This is a genomic window from Sphingobacterium spiritivorum ATCC 33861 (genome assembly GCF_000143765.1).
Taxonomy (GTDB): Bacteria; Bacteroidota; Bacteroidia; order Sphingobacteriales; family Sphingobacteriaceae; genus Sphingobacterium; species Sphingobacterium spiritivorum.
This window is the reverse complement of record NZ_GL379776.1, coordinates 188,953-214,198: the sequence shown is the minus strand read 5'-3', so window position 1 is coordinate 214,198 and position 25,246 is coordinate 188,953. Positions and strand designations below refer to the sequence as shown.

19 protein-coding genes are annotated in these 25,246 nt (G+C 40.8%); 13 read left to right on the top strand and 6 right to left on the bottom strand.

The features are described from left to right. Nucleotides 1–56 precede the first annotated feature (56 nt). Both HMPREF0766_RS19875 and HMPREF0766_RS19870 read right to left on the bottom strand, forming a co-directional pair. The gene (locus HMPREF0766_RS19875; protein ID WP_003001433.1) at nucleotides 57–1,619 is read right to left on the bottom strand and encodes an OmpP1/FadL family transporter; all 1,563 of its coding nucleotides are present in this window, start codon (nucleotides 1,617–1,619) and stop codon (nucleotides 57–59) included. Between the two features lie 77 nt (nucleotides 1,620–1,696). Next, nucleotides 1,697–2,821 carry a hypothetical protein gene (locus tag HMPREF0766_RS19870; RefSeq protein WP_236590456.1) on the bottom strand — a complete coding sequence of 375 codons (1,125 nt, stop codon included), beginning with the start codon at nucleotides 2,819–2,821 and terminating at the stop codon, nucleotides 1,697–1,699. 181 nt (nucleotides 2,822–3,002) lie between these two features. Between HMPREF0766_RS19870 and proS the strand changes: the two genes are divergently transcribed. The 4 genes from proS (at nucleotide 3,003) to HMPREF0766_RS19850 (ending at nucleotide 7,392) form a co-directional block, all read left to right on the top strand. Then, the gene (gene proS / locus HMPREF0766_RS19865) at nucleotides 3,003–4,475 is read left to right on the top strand and encodes a proline--tRNA ligase (protein WP_003001429.1); all 1,473 of its coding nucleotides are present in this window, start codon (nucleotides 3,003–3,005) and stop codon (nucleotides 4,473–4,475) included. A gap of 49 nt (nucleotides 4,476–4,524) precedes the next feature. Further along, entirely contained in the window at nucleotides 4,525–5,310 is a 786-nt protein-coding gene (locus tag HMPREF0766_RS19860; protein WP_003001427.1) for a Rossmann-fold NAD(P)-binding domain-containing protein, read from the top strand. A gap of 31 nt (nucleotides 5,311–5,341) precedes the next feature. Beyond that, on the top strand, nucleotides 5,342–6,487 hold the full coding sequence (locus tag HMPREF0766_RS19855) for a cystathionine gamma-synthase (protein ID WP_003001425.1): 1,146 nt from the start codon (nucleotides 5,342–5,344) through the stop codon (nucleotides 6,485–6,487). A 122-nt stretch (nucleotides 6,488–6,609) separates the two neighbouring features. Further along, entirely contained in the window at nucleotides 6,610–7,392 is a 783-nt protein-coding gene (locus HMPREF0766_RS19850) for a TIGR02757 family protein (RefSeq protein ID WP_003001423.1), read from the top strand. 34 nt (nucleotides 7,393–7,426) lie between these two features. On the opposite strand, the gene gap is transcribed toward HMPREF0766_RS19850, so the two are convergent. From gap to HMPREF0766_RS19830, 4 genes are all read right to left on the bottom strand, one after another. After that, nucleotides 7,427–8,443 (bottom strand): type I glyceraldehyde-3-phosphate dehydrogenase, encoded by a 1,017-nt coding sequence (gap, locus tag HMPREF0766_RS19845; RefSeq protein ID WP_003001421.1) that lies wholly within the window; start codon nucleotides 8,441–8,443, stop codon nucleotides 7,427–7,429. A 3-nt stretch (nucleotides 8,444–8,446) separates the two neighbouring features. Continuing rightward, nucleotides 8,447–9,058 (bottom strand): peroxiredoxin family protein, encoded by a 612-nt coding sequence (locus tag HMPREF0766_RS19840; RefSeq protein WP_003001419.1) that lies wholly within the window; start codon nucleotides 9,056–9,058, stop codon nucleotides 8,447–8,449. A gap of 114 nt (nucleotides 9,059–9,172) precedes the next feature. After that, on the bottom strand, nucleotides 9,173–10,237 hold the full coding sequence (locus tag HMPREF0766_RS19835; RefSeq protein ID WP_003001417.1) for an AI-2E family transporter: 1,065 nt from the start codon (nucleotides 10,235–10,237) through the stop codon (nucleotides 9,173–9,175). An 87-nt stretch (nucleotides 10,238–10,324) separates the two neighbouring features. Then, nucleotides 10,325–11,320 carry an acyl-ACP desaturase gene (locus HMPREF0766_RS19830; RefSeq protein ID WP_003001415.1) on the bottom strand — a complete coding sequence of 332 codons (996 nt, stop codon included), beginning with the start codon at nucleotides 11,318–11,320 and terminating at the stop codon, nucleotides 10,325–10,327. Nucleotides 11,321–11,510: 190 nt separating this feature from the next. Between HMPREF0766_RS19830 and HMPREF0766_RS19825 the strand changes: the two genes are divergently transcribed. From HMPREF0766_RS19825 to HMPREF0766_RS19785, 9 genes are all read left to right on the top strand, one after another. After that, nucleotides 11,511–12,734 (top strand): cysteine desulfurase, encoded by a 1,224-nt coding sequence (locus tag HMPREF0766_RS19825; protein WP_003001414.1) that lies wholly within the window; start codon nucleotides 11,511–11,513, stop codon nucleotides 12,732–12,734. 13 nt (nucleotides 12,735–12,747) lie between these two features. Next, nucleotides 12,748–13,167, top strand: coding sequence for a SufE family protein (locus HMPREF0766_RS19820; protein ID WP_003001411.1), 420 nt, complete (start codon nucleotides 12,748–12,750; stop codon nucleotides 13,165–13,167). A gap of 344 nt (nucleotides 13,168–13,511) precedes the next feature. Next, nucleotides 13,512–16,484, top strand: a complete 2,973-nt coding sequence (locus tag HMPREF0766_RS19815) for a SusC/RagA family TonB-linked outer membrane protein (protein WP_003001408.1) — start codon at nucleotides 13,512–13,514, stop codon at nucleotides 16,482–16,484. Nucleotides 16,485–16,506: 22 nt separating this feature from the next. After that, nucleotides 16,507–18,042 (top strand): RagB/SusD family nutrient uptake outer membrane protein, encoded by a 1,536-nt coding sequence (locus tag HMPREF0766_RS19810; RefSeq protein ID WP_236590457.1) that lies wholly within the window; start codon nucleotides 16,507–16,509, stop codon nucleotides 18,040–18,042. 11 nt (nucleotides 18,043–18,053) lie between these two features. Further along, nucleotides 18,054–18,710 carry a fasciclin domain-containing protein gene (locus HMPREF0766_RS19805; RefSeq protein WP_003001404.1) on the top strand — a complete coding sequence of 219 codons (657 nt, stop codon included), beginning with the start codon at nucleotides 18,054–18,056 and terminating at the stop codon, nucleotides 18,708–18,710. 4 nt (nucleotides 18,711–18,714) lie between these two features. Beyond that, entirely contained in the window at nucleotides 18,715–19,713 is a 999-nt protein-coding gene (locus HMPREF0766_RS19800) for a DUF5007 domain-containing protein (RefSeq protein WP_003001402.1), read from the top strand. 17 nt (nucleotides 19,714–19,730) lie between these two features. Then, nucleotides 19,731–22,901, top strand: coding sequence for a SusC/RagA family TonB-linked outer membrane protein (locus HMPREF0766_RS19795; RefSeq protein WP_236590458.1), 3,171 nt, complete (start codon nucleotides 19,731–19,733; stop codon nucleotides 22,899–22,901). A gap of 19 nt (nucleotides 22,902–22,920) precedes the next feature. After that, on the top strand, nucleotides 22,921–24,507 hold the full coding sequence (locus tag HMPREF0766_RS19790; RefSeq protein ID WP_236590459.1) for a RagB/SusD family nutrient uptake outer membrane protein: 1,587 nt from the start codon (nucleotides 22,921–22,923) through the stop codon (nucleotides 24,505–24,507). A gap of 11 nt (nucleotides 24,508–24,518) precedes the next feature. Beyond that, nucleotides 24,519–25,244: a fasciclin domain-containing protein gene (locus HMPREF0766_RS19785; RefSeq protein WP_003001396.1), complete on the top strand. Its 726-nt coding sequence runs from the start codon at nucleotides 24,519–24,521 to the stop codon at nucleotides 25,242–25,244. The last annotated feature ends 2 nt before the right edge of the window (nucleotides 25,245–25,246 follow it).

Genomic DNA, 25,246 nt, shown 5'->3' with positions numbered 1-25,246 from the left:
AAAAAGGCTCAGATTCTAAAGAATCTGAGCCTTTTTTTATAATGATAATCTCTGGTTTAGAATTTTGCGCCAAGGGTCAACACTGCATTTGTGCGGTTGTTTTTAATTTCTGCTACAGGGTTAGGAGTCTCCCAGAATCCTTCTTCAAAAGTATACGGACTTTCATAGTACTTCAGCATATTGTGTACTACCGCTATATCCATATAAAGGGAACTGGATAATTTTACACCCAGACCTAAGGTCCCTGTATAGTGGCTGTAGTCTGCGTTCTTATATGGATTACCATAATAATTAAATCCGGCACGACCACTTATAATGTTGGTGATCAGATATTCCCCACCGATTCTGGCATTAATTGCCGCTTTGTACATACCTTTGACTGATTTTTCCATATCTACTTCCATTTGCGGATTATAACGGTTCGGCGATCTGAATTTGGTTGTAGAATAATCTGTCAGATCAGCATCTGCGGTAATAAGACCTCTTGGGAAAAATTTTGTAACACCCAGACTGTATTGAAATGGCGTAATGATATTGATATCATCTTCCGTATTATAAGAATCTGACTTGTAAGGATCTAATGCTGTAGTTCCTCCTGTATAATAGATATCCGTATAGGAATTTGTATTGTCCTGTACAGCTATCCAGGTTGGTGTCTTTATGGTAAGTCCCAGATTCCAGTCCTGTGCAGGTTTGTATATCATACCTAATTTGAAATCTACTCCTGATCCTTCTGTATATTGATTGTAGTAATCGTCAAGTGCATATTTGATTCCTACATATTTGCTTTCTGCTTTGGTAGGGTCAAGATATGGGGAGTTTGGGTTTCTACTTTTGATCTCATCGCTGCTTTTAGTAGATCCTTCTTCTGTAAACTTCTGTGCTGTCTCATATTTGAAAGAAACCATCGAGAAGGAAGCTCCTATATAAAATTTGTTGCTGTAATTAGCTCCGAAAGAAAGGGTTGTTCTTGAACGGTCTCCTTTTTCAAGAATATTATTTTGCTGGTATTTATCCGCTCCTTCTTTTGCCAGGGGAAAATACCCTCGTTTATCAATATCCGCATAGCCTTCCATAAAATAAGAACTATACAGATCTTTCCCCCAGGGCGTATTATCCTGTGTATACATCAGATCTGCTAGTGTCTGCCCCTTGGTGCTTTCATTATTGGTTCCTGAATACAGAATCTTGTTGCGAAAATTATTTGTCTTATCGTAGCTCAATCCCACATTAAAATTAAGCCATCCTTCTGTCAGATCTGCTCCCAGTCCTCTTGCTGAAGGAAAATGGAAAACAACACCGGCATTGTCGATCAGAAAACGGCCCTGATTCTGACTGTTAGACTGACCGAAATAATTTGTCTTGCTGTTATTATTGAAATAATTAAAAGTGACACCGATATCTGACTGCCCGTAAAATCCTAAACCTGCAGGGTTGCCGGCTATGGAACTCAGATCGCCTCCTAAAGCGGTCTGTACATTACCCATACCTTTGAAACGCGCTGTTCCTCCGGGATATTCCTGAGAGAAGAGAAGTGCTTCTTTTTCAAATTGCGCATGTGCTGTTCCTATTATTCCACAAAGGAAAAATGATGAGAGTAGTAAGTGTTTGATATTCATACGTAAATGAAGTATTTATTGCAAAATAATAGTCAATACGCAAGAGCATATTGACTATTAATACGTTTGTTTATGGTTTAACGTCTTCCGGAACGTCCAGAGCCTCCGCCGGATGATCCACCTCCAGATCTGGAGCTTCCGCCACCCATACTAGGTGATGCAGATCTGCCCGAAGATGGTGAAGGTGTATATGACGGTCTGGATGCCGGTTGATCATATGTTCTGCCTGAAGAAGAACGACCTGAAGATGTTTCTCTTGATCTGGTCTCAGCCGGACGTGATGTAGAGCGGGTAGATGGAGCTACACGTTCTGAAGTACCTTGTCTTGAGCTGGTTCTGCCTGAGTTAATATCTCTTGTATCTCTGTAGATCGCGTTGTTATCTCTTGCTGTTCCGGATCTACCTGATGCCGTTCCTGATCTGCCTGAACCGCTTCTGTCAGTACCGCCAACTGCAGATCTGCCGCTGGTCGAACGTGATGATCTTCCAGAGCTTGTACCTGTGATTCTGCCATTTGCATCTCTGCTTACAGCAATGCCGCTTCTGTTGCTGCTTCTTCCTGAAGATGCACTTCTTGAAGAAGTTCTTACATTAGAATAATTATTACGGTAAGCTGTCGAACGGTTGGATGCTACACGGTAATTACCTGCGTAATGTCCGTGGCCGTAGTAAGGATGTCCCCAGGAGTTATAGTAGGAATTATATCCCCAGTAATTGCCCCATCCGAATCCGGGATAACCGTATCCGTAGTAAGGGTAACCACCCCAGCCGAAGCCTCCGCCCCAACCGAAACCACCACCCCAGCCAAAGCCAAGTGACCATCCGCCACCCCAGCCCCAACCAAGGCCTAATCCAAATCCGCTATATCCGTACCATGGATCAAACCATGGATCGTAATATGACATACCGGGTGAAGAATAATAGAATCTGTTGATTCTGTTTGCATATTCCAGTTCGCCCATGTCATCATATCCGTTGTTATATTCATCGTCCGAATATTCGTCCGAATAATAGGAGTCATCCTGTGCATATTGATCTCCGTCAGTATAATAATAATCCGGACTCTGATACACTCTCTGAGCCTTAGATTGGTTATTATAGACATCATCTCTATAGGTGATTTGCTTATTGGTTGAGCAGGAGCCAAGTGCTATGACCGCGGCTATTGCCAACCCACCGAATAATAATCTATTTTTTTTCATGATTTCCATACCAGTTAACCTTCGACAATTACAGTCTTATTTGTTATCTTAGACGCCGAATTAGGCGATTAGTTTAATGCGTCCTGTAAAATAATTTAAAATTACGGATTTTAATCCATTCACTACTTATAGAGACGGAAATTAATCACATATTGTTACATATTTTTGAAGAAATACATATATGAGTAAAGGAATTACAAGTAGAGCAGAAGATTATTCACAGTGGTATAATGACCTTGTTATCAAGGCGGATCTGGCCGAATATTCTGCGGTAAGAGGATGTATGGTGATCAAACCATACGGATATGCCATCTGGGAACGCATGCAGGCGATTCTGGACAAGATGTTTAAAGATACCGGTCATAGTAATGCCTACTTTCCTTTATTTATCCCCAAGTCTTTCTTTTCTAAGGAGGCATCTCACGTAGAAGGGTTTGCAACAGAATGTGCTGTAGTTACGCATTATCGCCTGAAGAATGACGGAGCCGGAAATATTATTGTTGATGAAGATGCAAAACTGGAAGAAGAACTGATCGTAAGACCGACTTCGGAAACGATTATCTGGAATACTTACCGTGGCTGGATAGAATCCTACCGCGACCTGCCAATTCTGGTGAATCAGTGGGCGAATGTTGTTCGTTGGGAAATGCGTACACGTTTGTTTTTGCGTACTGCAGAATTTTTGTGGCAGGAAGGACACACTGCTCATGCGACGAGTCAGGAAGCTATAGAGGAAACGGAAAAAATGCTGGGTGTATATGCTCATTTTGCGGAAAACTATTTAGCTGTTCCTGTAGTAAGAGGCAGAAAGACTGAAAACGAACGTTTTGCAGGAGCATTGGATACCTATTGTATTGAGGCTTTAATGCAGGATGGTAAGGCTTTACAGGCGGGAACTTCTCATTTTTTGGGACAGAACTTTGCAAAGGCTTTTGATGTCAAGTTTACTTCTAAGGAAGGTAAACAGGAGCATGTCTGGGCATCTTCCTGGGGAGTGTCTACCCGTTTGATGGGAGCGCTTATCATGGCACATTCGGACGATCAGGGATTGGTATTGCCTCCTATGCTGGCACCTGTTCAGGTGGTGATCGTGCCTATTTACAGAACGGATGAGGAAAAAACGAATATCGATGTTTTCGTGGATGGTCTGAGTGCAGAGCTGAAAGCAAAAAATATTTCTGTTAAATACGATGACCGTGATACACAACGTCCGGGTTTCAAATTTGCAGAATGGGAACTTAAAGGCGTGCCTTTGCGTGTAGCTGTTGGCGCACGTGATATGCAGAATGGTACTGTTGAACTGGCCCGCAGAGATACACAGACCAAAGAAACAGTTTCTCAGGAAGGATTATCGGCTCTGATTGAAGGTTTGCTGGATACCATACAGGAGAATATTTTCCAGAAAGCGCTGACATTCCGGGATAGTCATATTACAGAAGTGAATTCTTACGAAGAATTTAAAGATGTACTGGAGAACAAAGGCGGATTTATTTCCTGCCATTGGGACGGAACTGTGGAAACTGAAAAGCGTGTGAAAGAAGAGACTAAAGCGACTATTCGTTGTGTGCCTTTGGATGCAAAAGAAGAAGAGGGAGTATGTATCTTTACAGGTAAACCTTCTAATAAACGAGTTTTATTTGCTAAAGCTTATTAATAATAATTGATTGACAATAAGAAGTTTTACTTCTTTAAATTACTGATATATGCGTTACCTGATATTAGGTTGCGGTTGGGTAGGAGAATATGTCGCCCGTTTGTGGATTGCTGAAGGGCATGAAGTATGGGCATCTACTACCTCATCAGAAAAATACCATCGGCTGTTGTCCGATGGTATTTTTGCTTTTGTGCATAATTTTGATGATGAAAATGCTGTTCCGGATAATTTTCCGGAAAGCTTTGATTATATTCTGATTAGTGTACCCGCTACCAAACGTCATAGTGAAGATATCCTTATCAAAAGATTTGATCGTGTATTCGGGTTTGTCTCGGGACTAACGTATAACAAACTTATTTTTCTCAGTTCTGTAGGAATCTATCCGGATGTTTCCGGTGATATGTTTGAGAACGGATGGGAGAGGAATCAGCTTGATGCAAAGTTGTTAAGCGCTGAAGAATCTATACAGCGTCTTAGCAGGGTGATTGTATACCGGCTGGGGGGCTTATTTGGTCAGGAGCGGATTTTTGCGAAATATTTTCAACATAAGGTGTGTACCACCGGCGGGCAGCTTTGCAATTTTGTTCATCTGGAAGACGTGGCTGCATTGATCCGTCTGGGGTTTGCTTTTGATCTTACAAACGGGCTGTATAATGTAGTTACTCCAGCTCATCCGCTGAAGCATGATGTGATCTTAGCATCGGCACGAAAGTATGGTTTTGCTGTTCCTGAAGCTTTTCGGGATGAGGATTCTTTTCAAAAAAAGGTACACGGATCTTTACTTCAGGATGAACTGAATTATACTTTTAAATTCCCTTCTCCGTTAGATTTTTGATAAATTTACATTTCACTAAATAAACAGAATAATGGCTTATAAATTTGCAACGAAAGCGATTCATGCCGGTCAGCAGTCAGATCCGACTACCGGAGCCGTCATGACCCCTATATATCAGACTTCTACATATCAGCAGGCTTCTCCGGGAGATCATAAAGGTTTTGAATATTCGCGGGGAACTAATCCTACGCGTAAGGCTCTTGAAGATTGTCTGGCGGCGCTGGAAAACGGAAAGCACGGACTGGCTTTTGCAAGCGGTATGGCTGCTACGGACTGTGTGCTGAGACTGTTGAAACCGGGGGATGAAGTGGTGACAGGTGATGATCTTTATGGCGGGTCGTATCGTATATTTACAAAAGTATACGAGCAATATGGTATTACTTTCAAATTTGTCAATACATCTGATGCAGAGGCTGTGCGTGCTGCCATCACAGATAAGACAAAACTGATCTGGGTAGAAACACCAACAAATCCTACGCTGAAGCTGGCTGATATTGAAGCTATCGGTCAGATTGCCAAAGCGGCGAATGCGCTGTATGTAGTCGATAACACATTCGCTTCTCCTTATTTACAGAATCCTCTGGATCTGGGGGCTGATATTGTAATGCATTCGGCTACGAAATATATCAACGGGCACTCTGATGTAGTCATGGGAGCGTTGATCCTGAATGATGACGAAGTATACAAACAATTATGGTTTTACTATAATGCCTGCGGAGGTACTCCGGGACCTCAGGATTCTTTTCTGGCACTTCGCGGTATCAAGACCTTGCATCTTCGTATGGAGGCTCATTGTGCCAACGGACGCAGGGTGGCAGAATTCCTGAAAAATCATCCTAAGGTAGAGACGATTTACTGGCCGGGTTTTGAAGATCATCCGGGACATGAGATTGCTAAAAAGCAAATGCGGGATTTCGGAGGAATGATTTCTATCGTCCTTAAAGGGGCTGATATGAAGGAAACTTTCCGTATTTCATCGCGGTTCAAGGTGTTTACGCTTGCTGAATCACTTGGAGGAGTAGAATCGCTTATAAATCATCCGGCAACTATGACACATGGTTCTATACCAAAGGAAGCAAGAGAAAAGGTAGGGGTAGTGGATAATCTGCTCCGTCTTTCGGTGGGTATAGAAGATGCTGATGATCTGATTGAAGATCTGAAACAGGCATTGGCTTAGTATTACTTTTATCAGGGGCTGTCTCAAAAATATCTTTTCATAGCTTATCTGTTTCCAAATCTTAGGATAGGAATCTTGTTATAGCATGTAAGTGTCGGATTTGAGACAGCCTTATTTTTTAGATGACCATGTCTGATTTTAATATAAAAGAATTTCTGGATCAAAAGGTTGAACAGTACAATCAGCCTGGTTTTATTCCAAATGATCCTATCTGTATTCCTCATTTATTTGCCCGAAAACAGGATATTGAGATCATGGGTTTTTTTGCTTCTGTTCTGGCCTGGGGGCAGCGCAAAACCATTATTAATAAATGCCGGGAGCTGATTGACCGTATGGATGGAGCTCCTTTTGATTTTATAATGCATCATCAGGAGACGGACTTGAAACAGCTGCTGGGATTTAAGCACCGTACCTTTAATGATACAGATTTATTGTATTTCATCTCCTTTTTCAGATATCATTTCTCAGTGTTTGATTCTTTGGAAGATGCCTTTTTGATTGGTCAGGAACAGACTAAAGAAGTTTCAGTAGAGAAAGCATTGAATGCTTTTAAGGCTTATTTTTTCTCTTTGCCGGATTTTCCTTTACGTACAAGAAAACATATCAGTGCTCCTGTACAGAAATCAACGGTAAAGCGTATAAATATGTTTTTGCGATGGATGGTGCGTCGGGATAATAACGGTGTTGATTTTGGAATCTGGACCCGGATTTATCCAAAGGATCTGATTTGTCCCTGCGATCTTCATGTGGAAAGGGTGGCTCGTAAATTCGGGTTGATTACGCTTGATAAAGTGAATTGGAAAACGGCTCTGGAACTTACCGAAAATCTCCGGATGCTGGATCCGATGGATCCGGTTAAATATGATTTTGCATTATTTGGACTGGGAGTAGAGAGGGAGATGTAGATATAAGTTTGCTAACAACTGCTACAGCGTGTTTTTACACTGTAGCAGTTGTAGAGTCTATTTTTAAGAGCAGATCTACCAGTCTGTTGGAATATCCGAATTCATTGTCGTACCAGCCGACTACTTTTACAAGCCCGCCTACAATGGAGGTCAGTTGCGAATCAAATACGCATGAATAGGGATTGTTTATGATATCTACAGATACAATGGGATCTTCAGTATAATACAACACTTCTTTTAATGAGCCATTTGCAGCAACTTGAAACTTTGCATTGATTTCTTCTACTGTAGTCTGTTTTTTTAGGGTACAGGTGAAATCTGTGAGTGATCCGTTTAATACGGGAACACGTATTCCTGCACCTCCTAACCGGCCTTCTAAATGTGGGAATACATTGGTGATAGCTTTTGCAGCACCTGTACTCGTGGGTATAATAGAGGAAGATGCAGCACGTGCACGACGCAAATCACGATGCGGTGCATCATGTAAATTCTGATCCCCGGTCATGGAGTGGACAGTCGTGATGTACCCGTCTTCTATTCCCCAGTTTTCATCCAGAATTTTTACTAACGGCGCAACATTATTTGTTGTACAGGAGGCATTGGAGAGTATAGGAGCGGATAAATCGAATGCTTGATCATTGATGCCTAAAACTATAGTAGGAATCTCTTTGTCAGGTGAAGGGGCAGATATAATGACTTTTTTTGCTCCGGCCTTCAGGTGTAAAGCCGCCTGTTTTCCGGAGGTAAAATGTCCTGTAGATTCAATAACGATATCAATTGAGAGTGCTTCCCAGGGAAGTAACTCCGGATTTTTTTCTTTGCTGACCTGTATCTGTTGTCCATTGATAAACAGATGATTCTCATCATAACTTACGGTGCCTTGAAAAGGGCCGTGTACCGAATCATATTTGAAAAGGTGTGCAAGTGTTTTGGTGTCCGTCAGGTCATTAATCGCTACTACGTGCAATTGTTCGCCGACATTCCTAAGCAGAATATTCCGAAGTGTATGTCGTCCTATCCGTCCAAATCCGTTGATCGCAATATTGATCATGTGTTATTTTGTGTAAGCTGCAATAATCTCGTTAATGTTTTTGTCACCTTCCCAATGCTCTTTTAGCTGTCCGTCCGGACCGTATACATAATTAGCCGGGAACTGTGAAGGAACATGGAATTTCTGGATAAACTCCTGATTGCGGTCATACAGTAGCTCTACGTTTGATTTACCATTTAATTTTGGTCCGAACGTGTCAAAAAATGAAGCCATTAAAGCAGGATCATTCATAGAAACGAAGTAAACGTTTACTCCTTTTATCTTATCGTAGTTGTCGGACAGGGCAGTGGCTTCGTGTTGACAGTGGCTGCATCCCGGATCGAAAAGAACGAATACAGAGTTTTTATCTTTTGCAAGATCTGCTTTTCCAAAGCTGATGCCTGACTTCAGTTTGTAAAATGTGAAATCAGCAGGCAATACTTTTGCGATTTCTTTTGTCATCGGCGGAGCAGCCTGAGCGGGACTATGAGCTGCTTGTCCTGCATGCGGGTCTTCTGCTGGAGCAGCTGTCTGCTCTGAGGATGTCTGTGTAGCTTGTTTGTTTTCTGAATTGCAAGAGAAAAGCAGAGTTGCTGTAAGCATACTCATTGCTCCTAAAACTAACTTCTTATTCATATGGATATTGCTCTTAATGATATTATGGCTTCAAAACTATGAAAAAAATATAAGTTTAAAGGTAAGAATACTGTTATATGACAGTAGGCTGTTCTTTTCAAAAATGTATTTGTTTCAGGGGAGCGTTTTATCTTCTGATGCATCAGGTATACCACTGTTGGAACGTCCGTATTCATTGCTGTAGACCTTGAGTAATACACCTACAGAGGATAGAATAAGAGGGCCGAAAATAACACCCAGCATTCCAAAAAGTTTCAATCCGAGGAGTACTCCGAATACCGTGATCAGCGGAGGGACGTCTCCTAATTTTTTGAGTATGGTAAATCTAAGCACGTTGTCAATACCACCAATCACAATAAATCCGTACAGCAATAATCCTATACCATTCCCGATCTCCCCATTGGCAAACAGGAATATAGACAGCGGTACATATACCGTCATGGTTCCAAGTACCGGGATTATGGTAGATACAGCTGTCATTCCTCCCCAGAGAATAGGATTTTCAACGCCCAGAAACCAATAACCTACCATAGCTACAAAGCCCTGGCAGAGTGCCAGTATGGGGATTCCGATGGCATTTGACCTTACCATCATATTGACCTCAGTCCACAACTCATTTTTACTTTGTGGTGAAAAGGGGATAGCATGATATATGGTCGATTCCATTCGTTTGGAATGTACCAGCATAAAGTAGAGTACAAATAAAGATACGAGAAGGTTGACCCCTACTTCTGCGATTGAGTTGAGGATGCTTGGAAGGTAACGTGTGAGTTTTTGTAAGATATTTAACAATGCTTCCTCGGAGAGGTCGACATTTTTTAGTAAAGGTACAGTTGCTATATAATCTTTTATTGAATTAAAATTTTTGATAATATCATTTTTATCGCCAATAAGATTTGTCATCTCTGGTGTGATGTAATTTATAATTCCCCATGTCGGAAATACAATAAACACAACTGTTAGGAGCACCATGAGCAGGCTGACGAGCGATTTGTTCCATTTTCTCTGTTCTGTCATTTTGAAATAGGCATTTCTAAAGAGAATATATAAGGTAACGGCTCCCAGAAATCCGGGAAGGTAGTACGACAGATTGGTGAAGATGAGTATGCAGATCAGAATGATAATAATGATCAGCATGATCTGATTGATAGAATTGTTATGTATTTGCTTGTACTTCATCCTGATATCCGGTTTATTTTTTAATAAATATCATAAAATAGTTTAACAAATAAAAAAAGCGCTAAACTATTAGCGCTTTTTAAAGTTTTATCCGTAAATCCATTTGAATTTATATTCTTTTAATGGTGTTTTCATACGGTCTGCCAACCGGAGGAGGCGATCCGGCAATTTAAGCAGATAATCTCTTGCTTTCTCTGCCTGTTCATTCAGTCCGGTCAGTTTATCAATATTCCAGTCTGTATTTAATTCTTTGAGGATATCTACATAATCTATTGCTGTATATACACCCAGACGTTGCGCTGCATCGGAAAAGTGAGCAAAGGCTTCTCCCTGAGGTTCTCCGGATTCTCTCAAAAACTGAGCTGGCATAACGATTTTTTTACGCATCATATCTTCAAATGCCAGAATTACTTCACTTGCATCGACAACGAGTGCCTGAGAAATAAAAGACATATATGCTTTAGCATGTCTGGCTTCGTCTGAAGCGATTACACCACACATTTTTGCCAGAAGTTTATCTCCGTGTTTTTTTGCCAAACCGGCTACCCGGCGATGAGATACGTTGGTCGCTATTTCCTGAAAGGAGGTGTAAATAAAGTTACGATACGGATCTCGTCCTGTGCCGATATCAAATCCGTCCTGTATAAGGTATTGAGCTGAACGCTCAAATTCTTTCATATTAACACGCCCGGTGAGGTATAAATATTTGTTCAGTAAATCTCCGTGGCGGTTTTCTTCTGCAGTCCATGCGCGTACCCATTTCATCCATCCTCCCTGCTCATTTTTCTCTACATCATCCACCATAGTCAACCACGATTCGTAGGTAGGAAGGGCTTCTTCGGTAAGTGTATCGCCGATAAGTACTGCGACTAAATCATAAGAAAGTTCTTTAGCACTTTCCTGCAAGTCTCTTACCTCTTCAAAGAATGTATCTCTGGAAGCATCAGGCAAAAAATCTGCCGGTTGCCACATTTCTTCAACAGGCTTTAAATATTCGCTCATCTCATTCAGCATGAACGGCTCCAAATAAGTCATGACCTCTTTACGGGATCCTTCTGGTATTTGTTGGTTTAATTCTTGCATAGCATACAAAGGTAACTAAATAATGATTAATTGTATTTTAATAATTTCATAATTTGAATGGAAAGTGATGCAAATCATATTGTTTAGAGGAACGTTAATTCTCTCGATTTTTCAAAAGAATACAGTGTGCTGACGTATTTTTTGTCTAAATACTATTAACTTTGTCTACTTTAATAAACGTGTATACATTTTGAAAAATTTCAATATATCCCAAATCAGGGCCGATTTTCCTATTCTTTCCAGGTCGGTAAACGGCAAACCTCTGGTGTACCTGGATAATGGGGCTACCACACAAAAACCTCAGCAGGTCATCGATGCTATTGTTCGGTACTATACGGATATGAATAGCAATGTGCACCGTGGAGTACATTTTCTGAGTCAGATTTCTACCGATGCATTTGAAGTGACCCGCCGTAAGGTGCAGGCCTTTATCAATGCTGCTCATGAACATGAGATTATTATTACAACAGGTACTACTCATGCTATTAATATTGTAGCGACCTGCTTTGGAAAAGCTAATATCGGAAAGGATGACGAGATCATGATATCTGCGATGGAGCATCACTCTAATATTGTGCCCTGGCAGATGTTATGCGATGAAGTAGGTGCAAAATTGAAAGTTATTCCTATGGATGAAAAAGGTGAGCTGGATATGGATGCCTATCAGGCGCTTTTTTCTGAAAAGACTAAAATTGTATCTTTCACTTATGTGTCTAATGCCTTGGGTACAATCAATCCGGTGAAAGAAATGATACAGATTGCACATGAGCATGGCGTACCGGTACTGGTCGATGCTGCACAGGCGATTCAGCATATCCCTGTGGATGTACAGGATCTGGATGTGGACTTTCTGGTGTTCTCCGGACATAAAATGTATGGTCCGACGGGAGTGGGTGTATTATATGGAAAGGAAGATTTGCTGAATGCTATGCCTCCGTACCAGGGTGGAGGAGATATGATAAAGGAAGTAACGTTTGAAAAGACCACCTTTAACGAGCTTCCTTTCAAATTTGAAGCGGGTACGCCTAATATTGAAGCAGGTATTTGTCTGGCTGATGCAATAGATTATATTAATGCTATCGGACTTGACCAAATTGCTGAATATGAAGCAGAGTTACTGGCGTATGCAACTGAAAAGATGTCCGCTATTCCGGGAATGAGGATTATCGGTACAGCGGATCATAAGTCCTCTGTACTATCATTTGTAATAGATGGTGTGCATCCTTACGATGTAGGTGTGATTCTGGACAAACTGGGAATAGCTGTTCGTACGGGACATCACTGTGCACAACCTGTCATGGACCAGTTTGGTATCCCGGGAACAGTACGTGCTTCTTTTGCATTTTATAATACAAAGGAAGAGGTAGATCAGCTGGTAGCAGGAGTGGAGCGTGCTGTAGGTATGCTCGTCTAAATTAGAGTAAAATATGACAATCAACGAGATACAAGATGAACTCATAGAAGACTTTTCATTCTTTGAGGATTGGATGCAGAAATACGAATATATTATTCAACTGGGTAAAGAATTGCCTTTGGTCGATGAACAATATAAGACGGAGGATTATACCATTAAAGGCTGTCAGTCTAAGGTCTGGTTACATCCGGATATGGAAGACGGCAAGATTATTTTCAAGGCAGACAGTGATGCTGTTATTACAAAAGGGCTGGTCAGCCTGATGGTGAAAGTATTGTCGGGTCATACGCCTAAAGAGATCGTGGAGTCAGATCTTTACTTCATTGATCGTATTGGTTTGCGTGAGCATTTGTCTCCGACACGTGCCAATGGATTGCTTTCAATGGTGAAACAGATGAAACTTTATGCAGTAGCACTGCATGCAAAAAATTAACTAAGGCTATCATTTATAGAAAAAGGAGGTTTCGTTATTCGCAACCTCTTTTTTTTGCTTCTTTCATTTTCTTTTATATTTAATTTATATACAATAAGAATATTGTATGTTCATTTTATGTAAATAAAAGTGTGTTGTAAACACGAAAACGTTATAGTTAGTTACGCAAACGGTTGTGTTTTTGTGACATTCTTCGGTGTCATTCTATAGTTCTAATATTGCCCTACCAATTAATTAACATAGAACTAACAAGGCTATAAACCTGACGAAGAGAAAAGCCATTATAAACCTTGAAGTCTCTAAGTTTTTTTTAGGTAAAAGTGTTCATCTTTTAAATCCGTTAAATGAAAAAATTATACGTTGTTGCTACGGTTTTTTCTCTTATTGGTGGATGTTTGACGGGGATCGTTTCAGCTTCTCCGGGAACAAAGGCATCAAGTAAGAGAGTTACTGGTTTCGGGATAACCAATTTTTCCAAAAGGCTGGTTGATACCACGCAAGTTGACTCAGTCCTCATTTATGACCTGAGTGCAACCAAGCTTTACCTTGGAAAGGACAGTCTCGGTATGGAAGCTGCCAGATTGAGACCTTTTGTATCTGTTCAACAGATGCTGAAGGGTAATATTTCGGGACTGTATATTCAGGAATCTTCCGGCGAACCCGGGACGATCAAACAGGGAGTAACTGTGAGAGGTATTTCTACGCCTGTATTACATGCGACAGATTTCAATAAGAATAAGCCGCTGATTGTTGTGAATGGCATTCCGCTGACGGAGGATCCTGCAATTGTATATGATATCCAAAATTATACTATACAACCTGTCGGAGCTGCAACCAATATTAACACTATACTGGATCCGGACAATATCGAATCTATTTATGTATTGAAGGATTACAGTACTGCGGCTATCTACGGACCAAGAGCAGCGAACGGAGTTATTTATATAACTACCAAAAATGCATCGGCAGGGGAGAGACGTATCAGTGTTAACGGGCATTTCGGATTTGCGACTCCGTCGAATGTATCTACGATAAACGGAGAATTTGAAAAGAATTTCCGAAAACCATTTTATGACCGCTATGCAGATATCCTGCAGCAGGCTTCTTACCCTGCTTATCTGAGTGATTCTTCCAATGTCAATTATTACGGTCCTTCCAACTGGACAGATCTGTATTATAAAACATCTCCGATCTATTCGGTCAATGGTAGTCTTGTCGGTGGAGGAAACCGGTCTAATTTCAGATTTTTTGCAGGACATACTTCAGATGCAGGAGCAGCTGATGCCGCAAAGTTCAAAAGATATCAGGGCGCATTCTATATCAATATGGTTCCTCTTCCCTGGTTGACTATCTCCAGTATGATACATGCTACTCGTCTGGACCGCGATCGTAATAAGTCGATCATCGAACGGTTTGGTGAGACCCGCTATGTGCCGGATCTGAGTACACCTATCTCTCCGAATAAAGATATGTATGGCTTATATCTGAAGGAGTATGATAAAACTATTGATGAGAATTTCAATAATAGTATTATCGGTTATTTCGCACTGAATTTTGCTATTCTGAAGAACCTTAGTTTTTCTCCGAAGCTAATGATGGATTATAATGAGAATACAAGAAACGTATTCTGGCCTTCAACGTTGATGTCAGGCAACAATTATGTTTCCAATTACTTCGGCTATAATGAACGGATGGTATTTGATAATACGCTGAATTACTTTTATGATGTCAATGATAAAGATCGTTTAAGTTTTGCGGGAGGATTCAACTATCAGGCTGATGTACAAAAATATAATTATGCACAAGGCTACAGAGGGCCAAACGATTTTATTAAGGTCAACGTCGTGGAAGGAAATTCGCAGTATGCTAATTATCTGAAGTCTGTCGGTTTTATTCCTTACTATTATTCAGATAAGATCCAGCACAGACTGGCTTCGTTCTACGGAAAACTGAACTATACCCGCAAAGATGAATGGAATGTTGCAGCATTGATCAGAAATGACGGTTCATCTGCCGTACAACCTTCTGAACGTTGGTTTTTATCTTATGCGGTCAATGCGGATTATAATCTGAATCATGTAATAAAATCTGATTTCTTCGATTACTTCAAAGTACTGGCTTCCTATGGCCGGCTTGGAAATATTCCGACCACAGACCGGGATGCGGCAGGACCTCAGTATGCCTCTGAACTGGGCTGGGATGGCAATAAAGCCGTATTTTCATACAATGGATTAGGAACATTGAGCCGTCCGTATCAGTCGGGTTGGGTAGGTTACGATCTGCCATGGTCATATACGGAAATGTTAAACGTGGGTCTTGATGTTTCTCTTCTGAAAAACATGCTTACGGCCAGAGTTGATTTTTATAGTAAAGATAATAAGGACGCTATTTTTAATGTGCCTATCGTGGCGGAGTCAGGATATCAGTTCGAACGAAAAAGCGGAATGGTGGTCAATAATAAAGGAGTAGACCTGACGCTGAATTTTAATCTTCCTTCCAAAAACGATTTCTCATGGAACAGTTCCTTTAACATCTCTTATAACAATAATAAGCTGAAAGCTTTACCAAACGGTCTTCAGGAGATTGAAATCGGAACCCGGAAACTGGCTGTAGGTGAGCGTATCGATCATTTTTGGTTGTTGCAGAACAGAGGAATATTCAACAACGACCTGGATGTGCCGGTGAATCCGTCGACTTACAAAATCCTGACTTATAACGGTACCGATATGAAAGGCGGGGATCCAAGATGGGTAGATGTGAACGGGGATTATGATATCAATAATAAGGACCGTCAGTTAATGGGGAATATTTTTCCTAAGTACACGGGAGGATTCTATAATCAATTCAAATATAAGTCTTTTGATATCAGTGCTTTGCTTTATTTCAATCTGAAAAAAGATATTCTCAATTCTCAGGCGGCGAGCTATTATGATTTTGCCAATCAGGATGAATCCAGTGCTATCGGAGCGGTAAGAGATATTACATTCTGGGAGAAAAATTTTGATGATAAAGCCTATCCTCTATATAATCCCTGGTCTCCGGTATCGCCTTATCAGGCAGAGCAGGATATGTTTCTGGAAGACGGTTCATTCCTGAAACTGAGAAATCTCACTTTGGGGTATGATATGACCAAACTGATGAATCGCAGCAAGGATAGATTTTCAAAATTTTATGTGTACGTGAGCGGAAGCAACCTGTGGACCCTTACAAAGTATACGGGAAGAGATCCTGAGTTAGTAGATTTTTATGGATATGACACGGGTTTGGGTCTACGGATTCCGAAGACATTCATATTAGGTGTTAAAATGGACTTGTAATCATAGGGTTATGTTAAGAAAAATGAAAATTAAATATTCTAAAAAGCGTTTTCTGACCACATTAATGATGGGTGCAGTGATGACCGTTGTAAGTGTCAGCTGTAATAAAATGCTGGATATCGAGTCTCAACATATTGTTGATGAAGAGAATAAGTGGAAAGATATTAATGATGCACGCGGTTCGATGCTGGGTGTGTATGGTTTGCTGCGTAGTGCTTTGGCGGAGAACAATTCACAGTGGATGTATGGTGAACTGAGAAATGGAGATTTTACTTCATTAGGCAAACGCGATCTGCAGGTTATCATTAACGGTGAGCTGAACTCATCTTATGCTTTAGTTCAGAAACTGAGTAACTGGCGTAAATTTTATGCCGTCATCAACGCTGCGAACCTGTTTATAGAAAAATCTCCTGAGATCGTTAACAACGATAAGCAGTATACAGCCTTGAATAATAGAATAGATGTTGCACAGATGCGTGTTATCAAAGGATTCTGTTATTACCTGCTGGCGCGTACCTGGGGTGATGTGCCGATCTGGGACAAATCTTATGAAGGTAGTTTTCCAAAGGTGAAACAATCCACAGAGAAAGAAGTATTGGCGTATGCAGAGAAAGAGTTGAAAGCTGCTGCAGAAATTCTTCCATTTCAGTATGGTTCGCGATTCGATGAAATCTATCCTACTGAAAAGTACATGGGATTCGATCAGACAAAATGGAATGGTGTCTTATTTAACAGGATTTCTGCTAATGCTATTCTGGCACATGTGGCTGCCTGGAGCGGCAATTATCTGGAAGCTTCGGTATATGCAGATTATGTGTTGAAAAATGCAAATAAGGCTGGTGCAGCTTATGTAGAATCTTCTTTTCTGAGTTCTGAAAAAGGATTTTTCAGTAACTCTAATTCTTCTCAATTGGTGGCTCTTCCTTTTTCATGGACGGCAAGCGAGGCTTCATTTGAAGGTCATCTGGAACAGCTCACACTGGCAGCTCCATTAGTATCCAAACCTGTAGCTGATATTTATATACCTGCAGACCAGATTATTCAGATTTTCCACGAAGCAGGAGATGTACGTTTCAGTATCAATAGTGCTGGTGCTGTACAGACCACTTACTTTACTGATTTCGGTGGAGTCAGACCTATATTCAGTAAAATCAAAGTGATCCGTGAAGGAGTTTCCGGAACAGACGGTTCGCTGCCCTTATTCAGTTCGGCTATCGTATTTACACGTATGGAAGAGATTGCCTTGCTGCGTGCAGAAGCCCTGGCTGTATTGGGGCAACGTGAACTTGCTAAAAACATACTGGATCAGATAAGAAAAAGCCGTGGTCTTTCGGAGTCTTCTTCTGCTACCGATCTCATAGATGAAATCTTTGCCGAACGTCGTCGCGAACTATTGGGCGAGGGCTGGAGATGGTACGATCTGGTTCGCTACAAAAAGATCAAAAGAAATGATGCAGCCTTCAATATCCTTATCGATCAAAAAGGAATTTTCTGGCCGGTTGCATCCGAAGTCTTATCAAATAATTCTGAATTAGTACAAAATCCTTATTGGAAATAACCTCCTGAATTATGAAACAACAATCTATACTATTCGTCATTATGCTACTTGTCACTGCCTCCTTATGGAGCTGTGCCAAGACTGATGGTTATTATGACTATGAAAATAAGGAGAATATCTTCACAGGAAATACGATTGAATATTTTCAGTCTAAACCTCAGGTATATGATTCCTTATTGACTGTGCTGAATAAATTTCCGGCATTAAGAGATTCTATTGCAACGACGGCAACAACTGTCTTTGCGCCAACCAATTCTTCTTTTCATTCTGCTATCACCAATCTTAATCTGGTTAGGAAAACACAAAATAAACCTTTGTTATATATCCGTGATCTGGATCCTGTACAATTGGATACCCTGATCAGCAAGTATATATCCGAAGATCTGGTAACGACAGATTCTATGCTTTTTGTAGACGGGCTTTTTATCAATGCGCGGTATAATCAGGATATGCATGCTCAACGTATTAAACAAGAGTCTTCAGGATTTGTAGGAGGTGGATTAGTGACGGTGTATTACAGTGATACCAAAGGTTCAAATTTTCAGAGCCAGTGGACACGTACAACAACGCAAGCTGTAAATATCAAAACTTCAAACGGAGTGGTACATATCCTTAATAACGGACATGAGTTTGGTTTTGGTGAATTCCTGACACGTTTTAATAAGTAATCAAATGAAAAGAATATATATCAATTCCATTGCAATAGTTATTTTATCTGCTATTGTATGTATTGGATGTAAGAAAAATTTTCCTGAAGATCTGGATGCTTTCAGTCTGGATATGAATTTTACGAGTACCGAATATAAGCCGGTACTGGGCAGAACAACTTATTTTTCGGGCAATTTTAATCCGGGACAGACTACACTGCCTCTTACATTCCGGATTTCTGCTGTACGTACACATGAAGGTAAAGCTGCTCCGGAATTACAAAAGTTATTTCCGGTCTCCGTATGGAAAGATCGCTATACAGGGGAGGAAACATCTCTGGAGCAAATCAATGCTAAACGCGAAACGGTAATGCGTCCGCTATGGGAGATCGGAGAGCACTCCGGTAATTTTATTATGCATTCTTATGCTAATTCAAATATCCTGAAAACATTTCCGGACTCCGGTTACCTGTTTGATGTAGAGGTAAGCAGCAACGGTGGAAAGCGTTTTTTCAGAGATATGAAATTAATGCCTGAAAAGGAACGCTCTTATGAGCCTTATAATGATAACGGCTCTGTATCTCCTATGTTTATGATTGGTGTGAGAGGTGACTCTACCCGTACATTGATGGCAGGTTCGGATATCAAAGTCTGGTTTAACAAAGTAGGGGAAGGAAATTCACTGACCTTTAAATTTCTTGATCCGGATCTTAAACCAATTAAGCTTTCCAGGTTTAATACAACGAAGTGGGAGGATTTGGTACATGGTTTCAATATGACATTTGCATCAGATTCATCTTCTGTACGCTATGATGTCGCCTACCCGATTCCTCTGGTTCCGACGATTAAGACCAAGTATAACAACGGTGCCCTTGCACAATGTATGTTCAGTTATAACAGAACAGCCTTTGGGGGTATGCGTGAAATATCAATTATCGGGATGAACTATACTATACTGGAAAAAGGAGATTGGGAAATGATTTATTATTTCTCCAATGAGGCTCCATTATTTGATAACGATTAACAGCCATGCATATAATTATGAAAAGATTTATACTATTAAGTTTGATTTTAATGTTATCCGGGCTGGTGTATGGACAACAGACAATATCAGTTTCGGGATTTGTCCAGGATCAGAGTTCGCGTATCGGGATGGGGGATGTGACTATACGTTCTACCAAATTGAAGCGTGCGCTGGGATCTACGGATAGAAAGGGACTTTTTAAAATTCAGGCGCCTGTAGATGATATTTTGATTTTTACCAGCACAGGTTTCAAAACTGTCACTGAAAATCTTGCCGGAAAGAAAGCTTTTGTCTTTACTATTTATATGGAAAAGCAAGAGAATGAATTGGATGAAGTGGTGGTCCAGGGTTATCAGCAGCGTAAACGTGAAACACTTACCGGTGCATCGGTGACTATATCCGGAAAAGATCTGCAGGATAATCCTGTTTCCAACGTGACAGAATTACTTCAGGGTAAGGTCGCGGGTATGAATGTACAGATGACGACCGGACAACCGGGAGTCAGAGCGTCCGTACTGATTCGTGGTCTGAATAGTATTTCATCCACAGGAACAGGTTCGGATGCGTTTCTTACACCTACTTCTCCGCTTTATATCGTGGATGGTGTGCCTGTAGATGATAACACTGATTTTCAGTATGGATTCAACAGCGGAGGTACTGGTATCAGTCCGATTTCGTTGATTCCACCAGAAGATATCGAATCGATGGATATTCTGAAAGATGCTGCTGCTACAGCGCTGTACGGTTCCAGAGGTGCATATGGTGTTATCCGTATTACAACCAAAAGAGGACGCTCGAAGATTCCGATTATTCAATATACAACAAACCAGTTTTTCAGTGTTCCTCCACAGTTAAGATCTGTATTAGGAGGTAAGGATGAACGTCTGATCCGTATCAATCAGGTTTTGGAAAATGACGTGGATTATTATACCGGAAGGGATAAAATCTATGATAATCAGATTCTTTCGGATAGTCTGAACCCGTATTTCAATAACTCGACCAACTGGCAGAAGGTATTTTACAAGCCTACTTATAACCAGACGCATAATGTGAATGCTTCGGGAGGTGATGAAAACTTCAATTATAAGATCAACGGTCAGTATTACAATGAAAAGGGTATTATTCAGAATACCGGATTCAGTCGCTATACTTTGAGTATGAACTCTGAGTACAGACAATCTGATCGTTTCAGACTCTTTGTAAATATGTCCGGTAATATCGGAGAACAACAGACCGGAAGTGGAAACTCTGTGACACAAGGGGGTGTGGCGAAGGCTTCTTCTGCTTCTTCATTACTGCCTGCGCCTAGCTCTTCTATTGTAGGAGGAGGGTTGGTATCTGCACTGGAAGGACGAAATGATAACCGGACAACAGATGTCAAAGCAAATGTGGATCTGGAATATGAAGTTTTCAAAGGTATGAGAGCTAAGAACTCTTTCAGTTATAACTATATCACGTACCGTACGGATAATTTTACGCCAGCCATTGCCAATAATAATATCTCTCAGAATTATAACTACGATGCGCAGCGCAACTCGATGTATAATCTCTTCCAGTTATCTTATCTGAAAGCTTTTGGTGCAGAAGAGAAACACCTCATCAATACCTATGTGTTTAATGAGTTGAATCTTAACAGCTTCAAAGCTAAGGCGCAACGGAAATCCGGGTACCCTAACGATCAGCTGGAAGGGCCTTTTGGATTTGATGCCGGAAGTGCTGTGGGGGGTGTGCTGAATAACCTGGCAGATGTTCGCTCAGCGGGTTTTGCAGGAGCATTCAGTTATCAGTATGATTCCAAGTATATTATCGACTTTACCTACCGTCTGGACAAATCTTCTTCTGTAGGTCCGGATGTACCATGGGTCAAAAATCCATCGATTTCCGCTCGCTGGAATATGGCGAAGGAACCTTTCATGGATGTTTTTACAGACAAGTGGTTAGATTATTTTTCATTCAGAGGAGGGTGGGGTAAGAATATTACACCTACGGGAACTGTATTTGATGCAAACGGAAGATATATTTTTACAGGAGCTTTCAATAATAATCCTACTATCGGTTTCAACTGGAATCAGATGCCTAATAGTAAATTAGTTCCTTCTACCACTACCTCTTCAAGTTTGGCGATAGAAGCGGGATTCCTGAAAAACAGAATCACAACGATCCAGGAGTTCTATTACAAACAGGTAGACGATCAGTTATGGTCCAGAAATCTGGCCGATCATAATGGTTTTACATCTTTACAATCGAATGAAGTCAGCTTTGTAAACTACGGATATGAATTCACATTCATGTTCAGACCTTTATCAAATCAAAGTAAAGTGAACTGGAGTATTAGTCTGAATGGAGCAATCAATAATGAAGTATTGACCCGTCTGCCTGATAACAGCCGTGAATACCTGAAATATGATGCTAATAATAAACTTCATACGCTTTACCGCCTGGGTCGTAATACGATGTCGCATGTATTGTTTGATTACCGTGGAACATTTGCTACAGATGCTGCGGTACCGGTCAATCCTGCTACGGGTGAACCTTACAAAATGATCAAAGACGGAGCTGTTTATTATTTCCAGGCCGGAGATCCGTACTGGACTGATCTTAACGGTGACTATATTCTGGATGAGAATGATCTGGTGACGGTCGGAAATTCACAACCAAAGGTCATCGGAGGTTTGTCCACATTCGCACAGTATAAAGGAATCAGTTTGTCTATTAATACCTCTTTTACTTTGAAGCGTGATATCATTAATGAAGCTCTGGCTAATCAGATGAACTCTTACGGTAACCCATTGATGGGAGGTACCAATGGTATTGAAAAATCAACTTTACTGCCTCTTGACAAATACAATTTCTGGCTTAATAACGGCGATATAAGTGCGTATCCGAATCCGTATGGGTTTACACGTCAGGGGATTATCACTCCGTTTCGTGCCAATCAGACTTTATTTATGGAGGACGGTTCTTACTGGAAGATCAACAGTGTGACACTGTCTTATACGTTCCCGAGAGAAAAAACACAACGTTATAAAATATCCTCTCTCCGGGTTTACGGAACAGCAAATAACGTATACACTTTTAGTAATTATTCAGGTCCTAATCCGGAGAACGTAACGGATATGGGCTATGACAGAACAGATGGTTACCCGAATAAAAGAACATATACGCTGGGATTAAATGTACAGTTTTAAGATGAAAAATTTGTCAAAGATGAAAGGGAAAAGAATTGCTAAATATATAGTTATCGTAGCGGTAACAATAAGCTTTTTGGGATGTAAAAAATTCCTCAACGTCGAACCGATCGACAGTCTTTCCGGAAATAATTTCTGGAAAGATCAGAATGATGCGGAGACGTTTACGAGAGAGGTATACCGTCTGTTTCGTGTAGGAGTGGGAATAGACCGTCCTCTGGTACTGATGGGTGATCTGCGCAATGCTCCTGTTCTGAAAACGGAAACATTTCCGAACAGAAATGATATCCGTATCATTTCCAGAGGAAGTATTAAAGAACTGGTGAGTACAATCCGCCCTACACCAGGTACCGATGCTGAACGCTTCTGGACGTATAATGTAGAGTGGGATAAGATTGCAGACTGGAAACCGGTTTATAAAGTGATTCAATCCGCTAATATCCTGTACACCTTAGTACCCAAAGTAGCGGAAAATGACCCTTCTTTTACACCTGCACAAGTCCGTAAATATCAGGCTGAAGCTGTTTTTATGCGCAGTATGTCTTATTTCGTATTGCTCAGATTGTTCGGAAATGTACCTTACTATACGGATGCATACAATCAGGATCCCCTGCCACGTATGGATCACAGAGAAGTAGCCAGAAAATGTATTGAAGATCTGGAAAAAGTAAAAGACGATCTTCCATGGACATACGACGATCCGGCCAATCGCGGGGTAAGAGCTATGAAAGGATCCGCATTGACGTTGATGATGCATCTGAATATGTGGTTAGCCTGGTTTGATAAACCTAATGCGAATCAATATTATGCTCAGGTAGACCGTCTGGGTGATGAGTTGAGACTGGAGAATAATGGAGCATATGAATTGCTGCCAATCGAACGCGTGGCTGAGATTTTCAATGGTCGCTCCAAAGAAGGGTTATTTGAAATTCCGAATAACGTAAATTATGGTGAATCCTACGGAAGTCTTCGTAAAACCTATTTCGCACATGTACTTCATGCACCTTATTTCATTCTGAATGCAACGACTACTGACAAGAGTGAACTGGCATACGAATCTTCATATATGAAGACTTTATATCCTGAAGGAGAATCAGACGGAAGGATACAAAGTTGGTTTACAGATAAACAGGGAAATAATTTTATGTTTTCCGGCAATGGTAATTTTACCTTTTTCAAATTCTTCAATTTAGCCCTGGGATCTGGTAATACAGCACAGTCTATTGGTAACTATCAGGTGATGTTTCGCTATGCAGACGCAATCCTGTTACAGGCAGAGGCGCTGGCTGCAATGGGCGGTAACGACGATAAGGCTACTATGCTGCTTAACCTGATTCGTTCACGTGCTAAAGCCGGTCTTTATCCGGAAGCCAATAATTATGACAACAAACTGCAGGATGCTATTTACTGGGAGAGATGTAAAGAATTAATGGGAGAGGGACATTACTATTATGATCTGGTACGCACAGGCAAACTATATGACGCCGCTTATTCGTGGCATCCGATGGCTTACTCGGCATATCTGCAGGAAGCCTGGACCTGGCCTATCGATCCTAAAGCATTGGAAAACAATCCTTTTATGACACTAAATGAATACTGGAAATAAGAGAAAGAGATATGAAAAATTTACTATACATACTAACCGCACTGCTTGTATTAGCATCTTGTAATAAAGACGATTATTTTTCGGATTCGGGGGTACATGATCCTAAGTTCAATGGAAATATGATGCAATATCTGGATTCAAAAGGTCAAAAACCACAGGATCCATTTGATACGCTGACGCAAATCATCCGCTATGCCGGAATGGAAGATAATTTTAAAAATGACAGGCTGACCTTTTTCGCTCCTCCCGATCCAACGATCCGCAAGGCACTGAACTACCTGAATGTGGTTCTTTATTTAGGCGGACAGGATACGATCAAGAGTTATCAGGAAGTAAAGCCGGCGGTCTGGAAATCTATCTTATCTGAATATATGATCAAGGGTGATTTTGGATTAAATGATTTTCGTCAGGTAGATACTACTGCATTGTATGCTTTCAGCGGGCAGATTTTCGAAACGTATAATGAAACTCAGCCGATCAATGTAGGTGCGGTCTACCATGATCTCAATAACAACGGTGTTGTGATCAAATATGCCGGGCCAAGACAAATTTTACTTTCGTATGTGCCGGATTATTCCAGACCAACATCCTCCTGGGTCAATACTTTTGTAGCTTCTTCTAATATTCAGCCAACTAACGGAAGAGTTCATGTATTGAATTACAACAGACATGTATTTGGGTTTTTATATAACCGGTTTGCCAATCTGGCGATCGAATATGGTATTGATTATAAATAAGA

What these genes read in the sequence shown, in the direction of transcription:
- HMPREF0766_RS19820 (WP_003001411.1), top strand. Translation starts at nt 12,748, where the DNA reads ATGACAATCAACGAGATACAAGATGAACTCATAGAAGACTTTTCATTC.
- HMPREF0766_RS19855 (WP_003001425.1), top strand. Translation starts at nt 5,342, where the DNA reads ATGGCTTATAAATTTGCAACGAAAGCGATTCATGCCGGTCAGCAGTCA.
- HMPREF0766_RS19815 (WP_003001408.1), top strand. Translation starts at nt 13,512, where the DNA reads ATGAAAAAATTATACGTTGTTGCTACGGTTTTTTCTCTTATTGGTGGA.
- HMPREF0766_RS19830 (WP_003001415.1), bottom strand. Translation starts at nt 11,320, where the DNA reads ATGCAAGAATTAAACCAACAAATACCAGAAGGATCCCGTAAAGAGGTC.
- HMPREF0766_RS19850 (WP_003001423.1), top strand. Translation starts at nt 6,610, where the DNA reads ATGACCATGTCTGATTTTAATATAAAAGAATTTCTGGATCAAAAGGTT.
- HMPREF0766_RS19790 (WP_236590459.1), top strand. Translation starts at nt 22,921, where the DNA reads ATGAAAGGGAAAAGAATTGCTAAATATATAGTTATCGTAGCGGTAACA.
- HMPREF0766_RS19795 (WP_236590458.1), top strand. Translation starts at nt 19,731, where the DNA reads ATGAAAAGATTTATACTATTAAGTTTGATTTTAATGTTATCCGGGCTG.
- HMPREF0766_RS19805 (WP_003001404.1), top strand. Translation starts at nt 18,054, where the DNA reads ATGAAACAACAATCTATACTATTCGTCATTATGCTACTTGTCACTGCC.
- HMPREF0766_RS19875 (WP_003001433.1), bottom strand. Translation starts at nt 1,619, where the DNA reads ATGAATATCAAACACTTACTACTCTCATCATTTTTCCTTTGTGGAATA.
- HMPREF0766_RS19810 (WP_236590457.1), top strand. Translation starts at nt 16,507, where the DNA reads ATGAAAATTAAATATTCTAAAAAGCGTTTTCTGACCACATTAATGATG.
- proS (WP_003001429.1), top strand. Translation starts at nt 3,003, where the DNA reads ATGAGTAAAGGAATTACAAGTAGAGCAGAAGATTATTCACAGTGGTAT.
- HMPREF0766_RS19785 (WP_003001396.1), top strand. Translation starts at nt 24,519, where the DNA reads ATGAAAAATTTACTATACATACTAACCGCACTGCTTGTATTAGCATCT.
- HMPREF0766_RS19870 (WP_236590456.1), bottom strand. Translation starts at nt 2,821, where the DNA reads ATGAAAAAAAATAGATTATTATTCGGTGGGTTGGCAATAGCCGCGGTC.
- HMPREF0766_RS19835 (WP_003001417.1), bottom strand. Translation starts at nt 10,237, where the DNA reads ATGAAGTACAAGCAAATACATAACAATTCTATCAATCAGATCATGCTG.
- gap (WP_003001421.1), bottom strand. Translation starts at nt 8,443, where the DNA reads ATGATCAATATTGCGATCAACGGATTTGGACGGATAGGACGACATACA.
- HMPREF0766_RS19840 (WP_003001419.1), bottom strand. Translation starts at nt 9,058, where the DNA reads ATGAATAAGAAGTTAGTTTTAGGAGCAATGAGTATGCTTACAGCAACT.
- HMPREF0766_RS19800 (WP_003001402.1), top strand. Translation starts at nt 18,715, where the DNA reads ATGAAAAGAATATATATCAATTCCATTGCAATAGTTATTTTATCTGCT.
- HMPREF0766_RS19860 (WP_003001427.1), top strand. Translation starts at nt 4,525, where the DNA reads ATGCGTTACCTGATATTAGGTTGCGGTTGGGTAGGAGAATATGTCGCC.